At 75.2% G+C, this 13,741-nt stretch carries 9 protein-coding genes; 3 read left to right on the top strand and 6 right to left on the bottom strand.

Translation table 11 applies throughout. The annotated features are described in order from the left end of the window. The first annotated feature begins 31 nt into the window (after positions 1–31). Positions 32–1,072 (top strand): NAD(P)-dependent alcohol dehydrogenase, encoded by a 1,041-nt coding sequence (locus tag ACIPK4_RS22715; RefSeq protein ID WP_402315331.1) that lies wholly within the window; start codon positions 32–34, stop codon positions 1,070–1,072. Here the strand turns inward: ACIPK4_RS22715 and ACIPK4_RS22710 are convergent. The 6 genes from ACIPK4_RS22710 to ACIPK4_RS22685 all read right to left on the bottom strand — a co-directional run bounded on the left by ACIPK4_RS22710 (position 1,039) and on the right by ACIPK4_RS22685 (position 10,946). Further along, positions 1,039–2,859, bottom strand: coding sequence for a thiopeptide-type bacteriocin biosynthesis protein (locus ACIPK4_RS22710; protein ID WP_402315330.1), 1,821 nt, complete (start codon positions 2,857–2,859; stop codon positions 1,039–1,041). The two genes, ACIPK4_RS22715 and ACIPK4_RS22710, sit on opposite strands and share 34 nt — an antisense overlap. Positions 2,860–2,869: 10 nt before the next feature. Beyond that, complete coding sequence (locus tag ACIPK4_RS22705) at positions 2,870–4,870, bottom strand: TOMM precursor leader peptide-binding protein (RefSeq protein WP_402315328.1); 2,001 nt, start codon at positions 4,868–4,870, stop codon at positions 2,870–2,872. Further along, on the bottom strand, positions 4,867–6,699 hold the full coding sequence (locus tag ACIPK4_RS22700; protein WP_402315326.1) for a hypothetical protein: 1,833 nt from the start codon (positions 6,697–6,699) through the stop codon (positions 4,867–4,869). The genes ACIPK4_RS22705 and ACIPK4_RS22700 overlap by 4 nt, the downstream gene beginning before the upstream one ends. Further along, positions 6,696–7,949, bottom strand: a complete 1,254-nt coding sequence (locus ACIPK4_RS22695; protein ID WP_402315324.1) for a hypothetical protein — start codon at positions 7,947–7,949, stop codon at positions 6,696–6,698. The genes ACIPK4_RS22700 and ACIPK4_RS22695 overlap by 4 nt, the downstream gene beginning before the upstream one ends. Continuing rightward, complete coding sequence (locus ACIPK4_RS22690) at positions 7,946–10,645, bottom strand: lantibiotic dehydratase (RefSeq protein WP_402315322.1); 2,700 nt, start codon at positions 10,643–10,645, stop codon at positions 7,946–7,948. The genes ACIPK4_RS22695 and ACIPK4_RS22690 overlap by 4 nt, the downstream gene beginning before the upstream one ends. Before the next feature lie 112 nt (positions 10,646–10,757). Then, on the bottom strand, positions 10,758–10,946 hold the full coding sequence (locus tag ACIPK4_RS22685; RefSeq protein WP_054221076.1) for a thiazolylpeptide-type bacteriocin: 189 nt from the start codon (positions 10,944–10,946) through the stop codon (positions 10,758–10,760). 252 nt (positions 10,947–11,198) lie between these two features. Here ACIPK4_RS22685 and ACIPK4_RS22680 point away from each other — a divergent pair, with 252 nt between their 5' ends. After that, complete coding sequence (locus ACIPK4_RS22680; protein WP_402315319.1) at positions 11,199–11,336, top strand: hypothetical protein; 138 nt, start codon at positions 11,199–11,201, stop codon at positions 11,334–11,336. A 246-nt stretch (positions 11,337–11,582) separates the two neighbouring features. Then, a complete protein-coding gene (locus ACIPK4_RS22675; RefSeq protein ID WP_402315318.1) occupies positions 11,583–13,652 on the top strand; it encodes a phosphocholine-specific phospholipase C in 2,070 nt (689 codons plus the stop codon). The last annotated feature ends 89 nt before the right edge of the window (positions 13,653–13,741 follow it).

Genomic DNA, 13,741 nt, shown 5'->3' with positions numbered 1-13,741 from the left:
CCGGATCCCCCGGCGAAAGGCATGCATCCCCATGACCACCGTTGCCGCCTATGCCGCACCCGCCGCCAAGGCACCTCTGGAACGCACCACCGTCGACCGCCGCGCGGTCGGTGAGAACGACGTACTCATCGACATCGCGTTCGTCGGCATCTGTCACTCGGACATCCACCAGGTCCGCGAGGGCTGGGGCAAGGCGATCTTCCCGATGGTGCCCGGGCACGAGATCGCGGGAGTCGTCGCCGAGACCGGCCCGGGCGTGACGAAGTTCCGGGCGGGCGACCGGGTCGGCGTGGGCTGCATGGTCGACTCCTGCCGCGCGTGCGCGAACTGCAGGGCCGGCCTGGAGCAGTACTGCGCCGAGGGCCCGGTCTGGACCTACAACGCCGTCGGCAAGGACGGGCAGCCCACCTACGGCGGCTACTCGCAGAAGGTCGTCGTCGACGAGAACTACGTCGTGCGCATCCCCCAGGCGCTGTCGCTGGACGTCGCCGCGCCCCTGCTGTGCGCGGGCATCACCACCTACTCACCGCTGCGGCACTGGAACGCCGGCCCCGGCAAGAAGGTCGCCGTCGTCGGCCTCGGCGGACTCGGACACATGGCCGTCAAGCTCGCGCACGCGCTCGGCGCCGACGTCACCGTGCTCTCGCAGTCCCTGCGCAAGAAGGAAGACGGCATCCGGATGGGCGCCGACGACTACCGCGCCACCGCCGACCCGGCGACCTTCGAGGAGCTGGCGGGCCGCTTCGACCTCATCCTCAACACCGTCTCCGCCCCGCTCGACTTCGGCGCCTACTTCTCCCTGCTGCGCACGGACGGGGTCATGGTGAACCTCGGCCTCCCGGAGGAAGCGGCGCAGATGGAACTGCAGTCGTTGTTCGGCAACCGCCGCAGCATGAGCAGTTCGGGCATCGGGGGCATCGCCGAAACCCAGGAGATGCTGAACTTCTGCGCCGAGCACGGGGCGGCGGCCGAGATCGAGCTGATCGGCGCCGACGGGATCAACGACGCTTACGAGCGGGTCCTGGCCAGCGACGTCCGCTACCGCTTCGTCATCGACGTCGCCACCATCTGACGGGCCCGGCCCAGCGGGAGCAGGTACTGGATCGGCTCGTCGAGGTCGTCCAGGCCGAGGAGCTCGTGCGCCAAGTCGTCCTGCAGACCACCGAGCGGGATCGTCGCCAGCCCGAACGCCCCGGCCGTGAGCTGGAGCGTCTGGGCGAGGTGCCCCGCCTCCAGCAGGCCCAGCCGCAGCGCGCGCAATCCGTACCGGCGGCGGAGCAGCCCGAGGTCCAGGTGGACGGCCAGGACGGCCGGCGCCCCGTCGATCCCGACGGCGTCCGGATCGCCGGCGGGGCGGGAGAGGTACGAGGACAGCGCCTTGAGCCCGCCGAGATCGGGAGCGGGTCCGAGGGCGACCAGCGACCGCCGCTCCGGCAGGCAGTGGTAGGTGCCCGGAGGCAGCCCTGTGACGGAGAGCGCCAACAGGCGCACCCGTACGCTGTACAGGGCTCCCGCACTCGGGTAAGGCCGGTGGTGCCGGGTGCGTTCCGTCCCGTCGGCCAGCAGCTGCCGGGACGCATGGCTGGGGGCGTGGGCGTGCCAGAGCACCCCGCCCAGTTCGTCCGCGGTGAGCGGCCCCCGCAGCTCACCGCGTGCGGAGCTGCGGCGGTGCAGCGCCTCGGCGAGCGACAGCTGCGGCAACTCGGCTGCCGGAAGCGGCCGTTCGGACTCGGGGCGGTGCCCGGGCGAAGGCCGGGGAAGTGCGACGCTCCGCACGGCGGTGTCCTGGGGGCGGCCGATCTGGAACTTGCTCCGCTCCAGGTACTGGTAGTCGGCTGCGCGCGGCCCCGCGTCGAAGAAGCCGCTCTCGTCCCCCGTCTCCAGCAGGGCGCGGCCCGCGAGTCGGCACACCGCCCGTTCCTCGTCGGGGGTCACCCCCAACCGGTTGAACAGCATGTGGAGTTGCGAGGCCCACACCCACATCCGGCGGTCCGTCCGCGCCGGTGGTGCCGGCCGCTCCGCCGCCGGCACCACGGCCCGCAGCCGCGTGTCGGCCGCCCGCACCTGCCGGGCCCACTCCAGCAGCCAGGGTGCGGCCGAACGGTCCTCGACTGCGGCGCGGACCGCCCGTGCCCGCCGGCCCAGGTTTGTCCGCTGGGCCGCGAACACCGTGTTGACGCGGGTGTGCACGGCGGCCCCGGGCAGCGGCCGCACCTCGGCCGCCCAGCGCCAGGAGGCGGCGTGCCGGCGCAGCCAGCCGGCGGCGTCCAGTTCGTCCAGGCCGAGGGCGTGTGCCGTGGCATGGGCGAGGTCCATGGCGAGGCGCAGCCGGTCGGCCCGGCCGGGCACGGCGCGCAGGGCGGCGACGGCCGCCCGCGTCGCATGGACGAACACCTCCTCGGCCACCGGGAGGGCGGCGGGCCCGCCGTAGCGCTCGGTCTCCGGTTCGTACGCCACCATGCGCACCTCGCCGTGCCGGCCGGGCCAGGGCTCGGTGACGGGGAGGGTTGCCTCGGCCAACACCGCCAGCTCTTCGGCGAGTTCAGACGGATCTTCTTCATCGGGGCTGAGGCGGAACCTGATCCGCAGGTGGGGGCCGCCCTCGTGGTAGCGGATGAAGAACCAGGCGCCGTCCGGTCCGCACCGGGAGTCCATCAGCGGGGCGAGCGCCCCCGTGACGAAGGCGTCGGTGTCCGCGCCGTCGGTGTGCAGGGTCAGGTGCAGGCTCTGCCAATCCCCGGCCGGAGCCGAAGCCGGAGCCGGAGCCGAGGGCGGTGACGGTGACGGTGCCGGGGGCGGCGACGCGGCGAGGACGGTGCTCGCGGTGCGGGACGGGGCGGCGTTCGGGTGTTCGGTCATCGGATCGTCCTCACGGGAACGGGTGCGGATGCAGGGGGAGTTCGTCATGGCGCAGCGGGCGCGCCGTGCGCCCCAGCCGGTGGGGCACCTCCAGCAGCCGGGGCAGCCCGAGCGTGCGGCGGTTGACGTGACCGAAGGTCATGGGGAGGGTGCCGGGCACGATCACCTTGGCGCAGTGCAGCCCCAGCCGTTCCCGGATCCCGGGCTCGTCCTGCGTCACCACGACCACTTCCAGCCCCTCGGCGGCCAGGCGTGCGACCGTGTCCGTCAGTAGCCGGGTGAGGTCGGCCACCGGTGTGGGCGCGTCCGGCCACCGTTCCCGCCACGGAACCTCCCGGACGCCGTCGAACAGGAACTCGAGCCTGGGCCGGGCCTCCGGCAGGGTGTTGAGGCCGACGTGGTCGTCGAGGTCGACCACCAGCTCGGGCCGGTCGAGCATGGGACGCAGCCGCGCCGGATCGCGCGGCCCGCCCGGGCCGGCCGGCCGGTGCACGGCGTCCTGGACGTTGGTGACGACCTCCGCCACCGCCGAGCGGATCGCGGCCCGCGGATCGTGGTGGGCCCCGGCGGCGAGGAAAGCGCGGGGGGCGTCGGGATGACTCCCCTCGTAGTGGCACAGTGCCACGACCGCCGGGATGCCGAGGTCGTTGGTGGCGTCCAGCAGCCCCAGCCGGTAGCCCATGAGGGCGGCGCGTGCGGCCAGGGAGTTCACCAGCGGGTCGTCGGCCGGCAGCGCGACGCCGGGCAGGGGCGTGCGCGCGTACCACGCCATGAGGAACGCGTCCCGTTCCGCCACCTCGAACAGCCCGTAGAGTGCGGCCTCCTGGGGGCTGTTGCCCAGTCCGCAGCCGTTCGAGGACTCGTAGACCACCCGTGGCCGCCCCGGGCCTTGCGGCGGGTCCCAGTACGCCACGTGCTCGGGCACCGCGCGGGCGCGGCCCTCGGTGAGGGACCAGCCGTACACCCAGTCCATCTCCAGGTCCTCGTGGTAATGGACGGTCCGGGCGGCGGGGTGACCCAGGTGGGCCGGGTCGGGCAGGCCGAGCCGGCCGGGGTCCACGGCGGCCTCGGGGCCCAGTTCGGCGAAGGAGGCGCGCAGGACGGTGCGGCGGCCCAGCGGGCGCATGCCGGCCAGCCGCTCCACGCTCTCGAACAGGGCCACGCGCTCACTGGAGCGGAAGTCGGCGGAGCGGCCGTAACCGCCGTCGTCGAGCAGCCGGCCGTCCGTGACCCAGGCGGTGGTGAGGGCGAACGCGGAGTCCTCGGTGCGGAACAGCCGGCGCACCGGGCCGAACCGCTCGTCGTGCAGCTCGGCCCGCAGCCCGTTCGTGTCCGTACGGTCGTTGGGGCCACGCAGCACCGAGGGGTCGGGCAGCGGCCGCGGCGTGGCGGGCAGCCCGGCCGCGGTGGGGGAGTCGGCCGGCAGGGGGCGGCACACCGGGCAGCCGCCGACCGGGCGCACGGCATGGGTGGACCAGGTGGCCCGGTTTCCCTGGATGACGTGGACGCTCGCGCGCGGCGCGGTGCGGGCCCCCGCGGCGGGCCCGGCCCCCGGGAGCCCGGAGCCCGGCGGGTCCGCCCCCGGCGGGTCAGTTTCCGGCGGTTCGCTCTCCAGCAGGGCGGCCGCCAGCAGCAGGGCCGCCTCGGCCAGGGCCGGGGTGCCCGTCCCGCCGAGCGCCAGCCGGGGACTCTGCCACGGCACCCTGCCGCCCGCGGTGGCCAGTCGCTGGTACTCCGTGCACGCCAGGCACGCCCGCGCACCCGGCTCCAGCACGGGGCCGACGACGGTCAGCGCACCGTCCTCGCGCACCGGCACCAGACGCACGGGGCGGGTCAGCGCATGGCGGCTGACCCGTTCCGCCAACTCCAGCGTCCAGGAGGTGAAGTGGACGACGGCTGCACCCTCGGTGGTCTCCAGCGCGGCAGCCGGGTCCAGGACGGGAACGCCCCCGGCGGAGGCGGCCACCCCCGCCCCGGGCGGTGCCACGGCGGTTGCGGACGTTCTGCTCATCGCTTTCCTCCATCCGGTCCGGCCGCTTCGGTCAGGACGGTGAACCCGCAGGCGTTCAGTGCGGCCCTGGCCGTCCCCGCGTCCGTCGCACCCGGCGGCCACGGCTCGGGGTGCAGGCCGGTCAGCCGGGACAGGGCCGCGCACAGGCCGGGCTCCCGCCGCGCCACCCCGGCCAGCCACCGGTCGGTCCATCCCTCGTCCGTCCACGTGGCGTGCTCGACCCCCGCGGAGGCGAGGGCGGCCTCGGCGCCGCTGAACACGGTGTGCAGGGCACCTGCCGGACCGTGCTCGGCGGCCATGGCCCGGGTCACCGCGCCGAGTGCGGCCACGGCCGCGGCGTCGGCGGCGGTCGCCTCCACCGCCCGGGCGGCCACCCCGGCGGCTCCGGGCGGCGCGGAGGCGTCCCGTACGACAGCCACAAAGGCCTGTTCTGACGGGTACTGATGGACCGACATCTGCATGGGCAGCTTCAGGTGCCGGGTCAGCACGGTCCACCAGTGGCGGGCCTGCGGATGCTGTCGCCATTCCTCCTCGCTCAGGCCGCGGCTCGGGGCGGCGTCGGGACGGGACCGGCCCGCGGCGGCAGCGGCCGCCCGTCGCAGGACCCGGCCCAGGGCGTGTTCCGGTCCGGCGCCGACCGCCACCGGAGCCGACCGCCCCGCGCCCAGGTGTAGTTCGGCCGCACGGCACGCCGCGATGAGCCGGGCGATGTCCGCCCGCGGAGCCCCGGCCACCAGGTCCCCCGCCGGCGTACGACAGGCAGCCAGCGCGGCGGGCACCTGGGGCAGCCCGCCGGGCCGCGGCGCGTCGAGCACGCCCAGGTACGGGTCGGCCAGCGCTCCGATGCGGCGCAGAGCCTCGGCCAGGCTGCCGGCCGGGGCGGGGGAGGGAGCCGCCGGGGTGATCTGCCCGGTGAGCCACGGGTGGTAGGACGCACGCGGTGGCCGCGCCTCGGCGACCAGGACGGCGGGACGGTCCGGGAGGAGCAGCGGGTCCTCCTCCCGCACGGCGGGATCCGGCAGACCGGCCACGGCGCACAGCAGCCGCTGCGCGGCGGCACCGGCCAGCAGGGCCGTCAGCGCCGCAGCGCCCGCCGCCGTGGTCCCGCCCTGCCCGGTCGGGGCCGGCCCGGAGTCCGTGTCGCGGGACAGGCGGGCGGCGATCGACCCGGCGTCGGTGCGTGCCCGACCGGGCTCGGCCGGGGCCGTGACGAAGCCGCCGTCGGCGGTGCGGCCCACGGCGACGGCCACCGACGCCTCCGGGGCCCCTGCCGCAACCACCACCCGGCCGGCCGGCAGCCCGGCGTCGCGGTGCACCCGCGGGCGTGTTCCCGCCCGCTCCAGGGCGCGGACCAGTGCGGTGGCGAGCGGATCGCCGGGATCGGCGGCAGCGACCTCGGGCCGCGCGGCGGCCAGGGCTGCGGCCGCGGGTCCGGGCCGGTACGTGGACGCTCCCAGCCAGGCGGCCGGCTCGGCGGCTCCCGACGGGTGCCCCGGATGCGCGGAGTACGTGCGATGCGCGGAGTGCTCCGGGTACTCGGCGAGCAGGCCGTGCGCATGCAGCTGCGCGGTCAGCGCGGCCAACGCCGACCCCACCCGGGGGTCGGCCGGATCGAGGCGGTGCCGCGGCCGGTCCGCACGCCCCGCCTCTGCGCCGCTGCCGTCCGCCTCGCCGAGCTGTTCCGCCAGCAGCTCCCACAGGACGGGCAGGCCCGTGCTTCCTTCGAGCGTCACGCTCCCGTCGCGGCCGCGCAGGTGCAGACCCGCGCGCAGCGGGGTGACCGCCACCCCGGGCCGCAGCCGAACCCGCGGCGGCTCGACGCCGGTCACCGTGCCCCCTCCACGGCGGCGATGACCTGGTCAACGCGTTCCCGCCAACGGTGGCCGGTCAGCGCCGGAACACTGCGCACCACGAGATGGGCGGCGAGGTAGCGCTCGACGGGCCGGACGTCGCAGACCGTGAGGAGCCGGTACAACCCGTTCGTGCAGGCCCGGAAGACCAGGTAGTCGGGACGGGTCCACATCGCACCCTGCGGGTCTGAGCGGTGCAGCAGCCGGTGGAAGTCGCTGTACCGGGTGCGCACCGACCGGTCCCAGCGCTCCGCGGTGGCCCGGTCGTCGAGCGCCGCCGCCCGGTCCCGGTACTCGGCGGGAGCCCCGCCGAAGTCCGCTCCCGCCCGCAACCGTTCCTCCGCGATCCGCCAGGCGCGGGCGGACCAGTCGGCCCAGGCCCGCTCCCGGCCCACCGCACCACCACCCGCGATCCGGCCCACCAGCGAGGTGATCCGCCCGCCCGCGGCCTCCCAGCGGCGGTCGAACGCCGCCCGCAGCCGCCCGCCGGGGTCTTCGTGGACGAGGAACTCCTCCAAGTGGGAGACGTACGAGTAGTGGCCGCCGACCAAGCCTTCGGGGTGCGCTGCCGCATGCGCCGACAGCGCCGCCACCACCAGCTCGACCCTGGCGGCGGACGTGTCCGCACGCTCGCGGAGGAAAGCGGAACCCGCCTCCAGGGCGGGCAGGCCCAGCGCCAGCAGCTCCTCGCGCAGCCGCAGCGCGTCCGGGCCGATCAGCGCCCCCAGGGCCGACAGGTCCACCTGCTCCACCCGCACGGTGTTGTCCGGTACGAGCGGACCGTACGGGGGTGGTACCAGCTCCGCCCGGCCCGCCGCTGCGGCCTGCGCCAGCAGCTCCTGCTCGTCGACGGCTGCCCGTGAAGGGTGGGAGGCCACGTGGGCGCGCAGCTCGGCCGCCGTGCGCCCGGCCGTGGCGGCCACCGCGTCGGCGGGCCCGCGAAGCCGGAGCCGCAGGTGCGGGCCGTGCAGCCAGTGCCGTTCGACGTGAGCCGTCAGCCCCTCCGCGGCGGCTCGCCGGGCCAGGGGCAGCACGGCCTCGCGCAGGAGGGGAGCCTTGACCGGCTCGTAGTGGTGGACGACCACGTCAAGGGCGGTGACGTCATCGGCGGCGGTGGCGGTGGCGGTGGAGGTGACGTCGTCGGTGGCAGTGGCAGTGGCAGTGGCAGCGGTGGTCGCGGTCGCGGTGGCGGTGGGTGCGGTGTCCGGGCCCGGGGGCGGGGCGTTCATCGGGTGTCTCCTCGGCGGATGACGGGGGCAGCGGGACGCGCCGGCCGGTAGGTCTCGGCGATCAGCTCCACGGCATGGGTGGGACGGTCGTGGCCCCCGAAGACGGGCAGGGCCTCCTCCAGCACCACCCCGCGCGGATGCCGGGCCAGCCAGCCGGCGAGGCACCGCAGGTGCAGGGCGCTGCCCAGGTCGAGGGCCTGGGGCTTCGGCGCGCGCAGACTGCGTACGAAGTCCTCGGCGGCCCGGCCGGCGGACGGCTCCGGCACGGCGTGCAGGAACAGCTGCTCGGGCAGGTCCAGAAGGGCTCGCCAGCGTGCCACCGCGGCGGCCGGAACCTCGTCGGGGTCGGCCGCGAGGTCGCCGCGGAGCACGGCCAGGACCCCTTCGGGCAGGTGCCAGCGCCGCCGGGCGAGCACGACGTGGCCGTGCCGCAGCCGGGGCGTGCGCACCACGTCGCCGCCGGGCGCGGCCACCGTGTGGCGGGGCAGCAGGGGGCGGAAGTCCACGACACCGCCCGGGTGGTCGCACAGGTACGGCGCGAGGCGCTGCGGCAGCATGACGGGGGCGAGGAAGCCGAGGTAGAGCACGTCGAGGGGCTCGCCGCCGGTCTGCAGGCGGAGCTGGTCGGCGACCGGGTCGTGGACCAGCTCCACGTCGGACTCGGCGAGCCGGCCCCGGTGCCGGTCGGGGCCGATCTCCTCGCCGACGAGCAGGGGGTGGAGGTTGGCGTTGAAGCCGCCCACCGGCCGGATCTGGACGGCCCGGGCGCCGTCGCCGAGGCCCCGGCGGATCTCCCGCGTCACCTCTGCGGCGGCGCCGGGTGGCAGGCCGTCCAGGAACCGGCTGGTGAAGCGGCCCCAGCCGCCGTAGACGTGGTTGACGCAGAGCAGGCGGCCGGGGCCGGGCCCCGCCGGGGGACCGGCCGGCGCCGCGCCCTGGACGAACCACGCGTAGCTCAGCGGGCGGGCGGTGGTCCAGCCGGGCAGCCGGGCGGCGAGCCCGCGCACCTCGTCGGCGGGCAGGACCGTCTCGTCCGACCAGCCGCCCGGTGCGGCCTGCGAGGCGCTCCGGACCGCCAGGACGAACTCCGCCCGCAGCCGGGCCAGTTCGGACAACTCCTCACAGAGCGCGGGATCGTCGGCCGGCCGGCCGGCGAGGCGTGCGGCCTCCTCCCACGCGGCGGCGGTGTCGGGGCCGAACTCCCACGGGGCGGGGCAGGTCCCGCCGCGTCCGTAGCGGGAGACGAAGCGCTCCAGCGCGACCCGCCGCATCACGTGCCCGAGGTCGAACAGCTCGGCCAGCGCACTCAGTTCACCCAGTGTCGCGCGGTCATCGCCGGTCAGCCGGCCGGACCTCCCGCAGGCGAGTACGTCCTCCGTGAGCACGTTCAGGGGGGCCGCATCGGCCGGGACGGGCCGGCCGGCGTCGGCCAGCAGGCCCCGCCAGCAGTCCGCGAGGTCCGCGAGCAGGGCGGGCCGCTCCTCGGCCGGCGTGGATGCGAACCGGGCGGTATCGGAGGCGAGGTGTGTGATGCGGTCGGCCAGGGGGGCGTCCTCGGGCCACCGGCGCAGCCAGTCGGCCAGCGCCGGCAAGGGGTCCGGGTGCTGCGGGTCGACGGGTTCCACCGGCACCAGGAGTCCGCTGTCGGCGAGCCGGGCGAGGAACCGGCCGACGGCGGGATCCCCGCAGGCCCGCCCGAGCGCCGGGGCGAGCCGGGCCGCCAGCGCGTCGAGGGTCGCGGGCTCGGCCGCGACCTCGTCCATCGCGGTCAGGGCGGGGCGGGAGGCGAGCTCGATCGTCTCCTCGTGGCTGACGAGATAGCGGCCGCCCGCGAAGGCCGTGCGGTCCTTGGCGTAGCGGACGCGGCCGTCGGCGCCGGTCCGCGCCCTGCTGGTCATGCGGTGCGGCAGTGCGAGCCGGCGGCGCGGTGCCTCCGACAGCGCGGCGGCCAGCGCCGCGACGAGTGCCCGGTTCTCCCGTACGACGGACCGCAACGGTGGCCCGGCTGCGCCCGTCGTCAGGGCGGAGGACCACCCCACGGCGGTGAACCACGACAGCGGGCTGGTCTTCGTGCCGGCCCGCAGAGCGTGCCGCAGCACCGACGACTCCTCCTTGCGGGCCCTGCGCCCACCCTCGTCGCGGGCCGCCCGCGATACGGCACGCAGCAGGTCGGCGCTGGTCAGCGCCACGGCCCGGGTGAAGCCGGGGGAGCGGCACAACGCGGCGAGCCCGGAGCGCTCGGCGCTCAGGGCGTGCGGGACGGCCTCGGCCAGCTCCGTGAGGAGTGCTCCGCGCCGCTCGCGCAGCGCGAGCCACCCGCCGAGCCGCGGGACCCGTACGGGCAGGTCGCCGAGCCGGGCCAGCAGGGCGGGCCGGGGGGTGCGGCCGTTGTGCAGCGCACGGCGCAGGGGGAGCACCACCTGGCGGTGGAACTCCTCGTCGTGGCCGGCCCGGGAGGCGAAGAGGTCGTCGCACAGGGCCGGACGCAGTGCGTCCTCCTGGGCCGTGACGGCGGTGAGCCGGGCGAGCAGTCTCCGTACCCGTGCAGCCTCGTCAGGTTGGGCGGGGTGCGCCGTCACCGTGGTGCGGACCAGCGCGTACGGGGCGGTCCGGGCGGTCGTTCCCGCCGGCGGGCGGGCGGTCCCCGGCGCGGGCGCGACACGTGGGGGTGCGGCCGGCTGGGTGGGATACGGCATGACGGGCTCCCGTGGTGCGGTGTGGGCCTGTGGTCTGTCCTCCGGCTCGGCCCGCAGCCCGTGCGGCCGGCCCGGGTGGGCCGGCCGCACGGGAGCGGCTCCGTCACGGCCGTCAGACGACGGGCGTCTCCACCTGCGGCTGGGCACAGGAGGAAGAGCCCTGGCAGGAGCAGGAGCCCCACGAGCCGCCGTTCTCGGGCAGGGCGGCGGTGTCGCTCAGCGCGGTGACGGTCAGGTCGCTGAGGTCGAGGTCGAGGTCCAGATCGAGGTCCGACCCGGTGGTGGAAGAGAATTCGGACATGGCTGACTTCCTCTCGTTGATGAGGGGGTGCACACCGCGTAAGGACGGCGTCGGCTGGCCGGCGCCCGCGGTCGACGGACGGATCGCCACCAGGGAACAGATGGTTCGAAGTCGGGGCGTCCGATGGTGCGTCGTGGTGCAGGACCGAGTCTCGGGGCGGGACGGGACAACGGCAACTGCCCATGTCAAGTTGGCCTGTTGACCCGCCCTGCTTCGTCACCTCGCCCGTATGCCCCTTGTGCCGTGCACCGGGTGCGCGCACCCTCCGTCGCGGAGCGGGCGCTGCCCGCACGACGCCCATCGGTGCTCGTGGCCCCGGCGGGCGAGCATCCGGAACACGCGGTGCCGCGGGCCGCCCCGGGCGGCCCCGCCGGGGGCGGAGCCCTGTGAGCCGGCGCGCGAGGTCGCTCGCAGGAGTGGTGAACCGGTCAAAATCTCCACCGCCCCCGAGCGCTCCCGCGCCCGCGGCCGGTACCACCGCTCCGCGGCCCGATGGCCGAACTCATGCGGATATCCGACTGCCGTTCGTCTGGCGTATCCGCCGCGGTCACGTCAAGCTCCCTCTCCGGTACCCCGGACAGGCTGTTCTGGGGGCGCTCCAGCACTTCTCGACCAAAAGCAGAGGTCCCTCTCGCCATGGCAGAACTCAACCGCCGCCGTTTCCTCCAGCTCACCGGCGGAGCCGCCGCCCTGACCATGCTCAACGAGAGCATCGCGCGTGCCGCCGCCATCCCCGCACAGGGCACCACCGGCACCATCGCGGACGTCGAGCACATCGTGGTCCTGATGCAGGAGAACCGTTCCTTCGACCACTACTTCGGATCGCTCAACGGCGTCCGCGGCTTCGGGGACCCGCGCCCCGTGACGCTGCCGAGCGGCAAGTCCGTCTGGCACCAGAGCGACGCCGCCGGCAAGGAGACGCTGCCGTTCCGTCCCCCGTCGGACGACCTCGGCATGGAGTACCTCCAGGGCCTCAACCACGACTGGGCGGGCGGCCACAGCGCGTTCAACAAGGGCAGGTACGACAACTGGGTGCCCGCCAAGACCCCGGCCACCATGGCGTACCTGACGCGCGAGGACATCCCGTTCCACTACGCGCTCGCCGACGCCTTCACCATCTGCGACGCCTACCACTGCTCGTTCATCGGCTCCACCGACCCCAACCGCTACTACCTGTGGTCCGGCCACACCGGCAACGACGGCACCGGCGGCGGCCCGGTCCTCAACAACGCCGAGGCCGGCTACGGCTGGACCACCTACCCCGAGCGCCTGGAGGCGGCCGGCATCTCCTGGAAGGTCTACCAGGACATCGGCGACGGCCTGGACGCCGCCGGCTCCTGGGGCTGGATCAACGACGCCTACCGCGGCAACTACGGCGACAACTCGCTCCTGTACTTCAACAACTACCGCAACGCCCGGCCGGGCGACCCGCTCCACGACAAGGCGCGCACCGGCACCGACGCCAAGGCGGGCGAAGGCTACTTCGACCGGCTGCGCGCCGACGTCCAGGGCGGCAAGCTGCCGCAGATCTCCTGGATCGCCGCACCCGAGGCGTTCAGCGAGCACTCCAACTGGCCGGCCAACTTCGGCGCCTGGTACATCGCGCAGGTCCTCGACGCGCTGACCTCCAACCCCGACGTGTGGGCCCGTACCGCGCTGTTCATCACGTACGACGAGAACGACGGGTTCTTCGACCACGTCGTCCCGCCGTACGCCCCGGCCGGCGCCGACCAGGGCCTGTCCACCGTGGCCACCGCGCTGGACGTCTTCCCCGGCAAGGCCGGCTACGTCGCCGGCCCGTACGGGCTCGGCCCGCGCGTGCCGATGCTCGTCGTCTCCCCGTGGAGCACCGGCGGCTACTCCTGCTCCGAGACCTTCGACCACACCTCGGTCATCCGGTTCATGGAGAAGCGCTTCGGCGTGCAGGAGCCCAACATCTCGCCCTGGCGCCGCGCCGTCTGCGGTGACCTGACCGCGGCCTTCGACTTCGGGCGCCAGGACACCGGGGCCGTACGGCTGCCCGACACCGGTGGCTTCGAGCCCCGGGACCGCGAGCGCCACCCCGACTTCCACGCGGTCCCGCCGGCCGTCGGCAGCATGCCGCGCCAGGAGAAGGGCCTGCGCCGGACCCGTCCGCTGAAGTACGCCCCGTACGTGGACGGCACGGCGCTCACCGCCGAGGGAAAGTTCCGGCTGACGTTCAGCGGCGGCCCGGACCTGGGCGCGCAGTTCTACGTCACCTCCGGCAACCGCACGGACGCCCCGTGGACCTACACCACCGAGGCCGGCAAGTCGATCGCGGACGCCTGGAACACCCGCTACTCGGCCGGAGTCACGGACCTGACGGTCCACGGCCCCAACGGCTTCCTGCGCGGCTTCCGCAACCCCGGCACCACCCCCGGCCCCGAGGTCACCGCCCGCCACAACGCCGCCACGGGCAACTTGGACCTCACCTGCACCAACGCCGGCAGCGCGACGGCCGCGCTGACGATCACCAACTTCTACGGCGGCGGCCCGAAGCGCCTCACCGTCGCCAAGGGCGCGACCGTCACCTACAGCGTGTCGCTGAAGAACACCAAGCGCTGGTACGACGTCACGGTCACGGCCTCCGGAACCGCCGACTTCGTGCGCCGCTTCGCCGGCAAGGTCGAGACGGGTGCCGCGGGCCTGTCGGACCCGGCGATCCTGACGGACCAGTCCTCCTGACGGCACCGCTGCGGGCCGCCGGGTCCGGGCCCCGCTCCACGGACCCCTCCGTGGAGCGGGGCCGCCCGCGGTCCGCCTGACCCCGCGGT

The sequence above is a fragment of the Streptomyces sp. NPDC086989 genome, assembly GCF_044745505.1.
Taxonomy (GTDB): Bacteria; Actinomycetota; Actinomycetes; order Streptomycetales; family Streptomycetaceae; genus Streptomyces.
The sequence above is the reverse complement of the archived record's forward strand: the minus strand, read 5'-3'. Positions and strand labels throughout refer to the sequence as shown.